This window comes from Phocaeicola faecalis (genome assembly GCF_021730445.1).
GTDB lineage: Bacteria > Bacteroidota > Bacteroidia > Bacteroidales > Bacteroidaceae > Phocaeicola > Phocaeicola faecalis.
The window spans coordinates 1-1,105 of the sequence record NZ_JADNRM010000048.1; the positions used below are offsets into that span (position 1 = coordinate 1).

Here is a 1,105-nt window from a genome sequence, read left to right on the forward strand (position 1 = left end):
TGTCACATACAGATAGCTGTCATCGGCATCCACGACACACGTCGCATTCAGCTTGCTCAACTCCTCCTTCAGCTCTTGGGGCTCGAAACTTCCCATGATACCGGCATTGTTCATCAGCGAGGCGGCATATTCAAGGCGGGGAAAGACTTCCGAGCCGACACCGTATTTCAATAATAAGGTGAACACTTCGTTATCCTCATTCCGGGTATAGTACACATGGGAGTAGTCATTGAGTTTGCGTTCCTGCACCTTGCTCCAGTCAACAAACTTTTCCTCCACCTTATTGATGGCCATGTTCTTGAACTGCCGGGCATATAGGGAGGACTGTCCTACGGGAGGCTCGATGGGCTTATAGTCAGGCTTCTTAATCTTCTGACCCTTATCCGGCTTGCCCTTTTCATTGTAAATGGCAAGGTAATTGTCCGTCAGATACTCTCTCGCAACCCGTTTGATATCATCAACGGATATTCCCATGACAACATCCTTATAATTCAACACCTGGTTGATGTCCCGCTCATTGATAAAGGCATCCTCCAGAAGGCTGGCCTTGAAGTTGTTGGACTCCATACGCAAGTCGAAATCCCGGCACATGCCGGCTTTGACGGCTTCTACAACCCACGGCTCGAAATCACCTCTGGCTATCTGTTGGACAGCCTTCAACAACTTCTTCTCGACACTTTTATTGGATTCAAAACGCCTTTGGTTATTATCATAGGAAGGGACACCGGTAATGATATTCCTTCCCTGCTCACGGAAGGTCACGGGGGAGGCATCCCCTCCCAAAAGCTCACCGTCAATCGTCAGTTTGTTCAGCAGGCCGGTCTGGTTGGTATTGCTGAGCAACTGCATACAAATCTCCAGCGCGGTCTCATCCCGATGGCCGTTCTTCACCCCCTTATAGACCAGCATGACAGAGGGATACTGGGAAAACTTGGTGTTGTATTGCACACGCCCTTTGATGTCCAAGTCAGGATACACCTTACGCTCGGGAGTGGCCTTGGGCTGCAGCTTGCCGAAAGCTGCGGCAATGCGTCCCATTATTTTCTTGGTATCGACATTCCCCACCAGAATAAGGGCCATATTCTCCGGGGTGTACCAGTCGTCG

The 1,105-nt window shown here is 50.1% G+C and carries 1 protein-coding gene; it reads right to left on the reverse strand.

Features of this window, described 5'->3' with window-relative positions; all coding sequences use genetic code 11:
- A partial coding sequence (locus IR173_RS17960; RefSeq protein WP_237040869.1) for a M16 family metallopeptidase occupies positions 1 to 1,105 on the reverse strand: 1,105 nt, incomplete at both ends.